Source organism: Bacillus sp. SIMBA_074, assembly GCF_046534555.1.
In the GTDB taxonomy this organism is placed as follows: Bacteria; Bacillota; Bacilli; order Bacillales; family Bacillaceae_G; genus Bacillus_A; species Bacillus_A mycoides.
Map to the genome: position 1 here is coordinate 1 of NZ_JAWRYM010000517.1, position 272 is coordinate 272.

The 272-nt window shown below is 48.9% G+C and carries 1 protein-coding gene; it reads right to left on the reverse strand.

The features are described from left to right. Positions 1-136 precede the first annotated feature (136 nt). Positions 137-272 (reverse strand): RNA polymerase sigma factor (locus SB773_RS31795; RefSeq protein WP_410594308.1); only part of this gene is annotated, 136 nt, incomplete at its 5' end.

The window sequence follows — 272 nt, forward strand, 5'->3', positions numbered from 1 at the left end:
CTTATACGAATCCAAAACCTGCGTTGGCGTTTTTGTTTTTGCTGCTTTGCTTGCATGATTCCATTGCGAATGTACTGATCAATCTGCGGAGGTACTGTTTGTAGCTCCGTAGTGTTTGTATCATCCAGCACGCTCGTCACCATCCTTTCCCAAGGTCTTTGCGCAGGGCGCCCAGAGCTTTATGCAGCCAGGTTTTTATCGTTCCTTCGGGGTGACCGAGCACGTCTGCAATTTCCCGTACGGTCCGATCCTCAAAGTACTTCAGAATGATG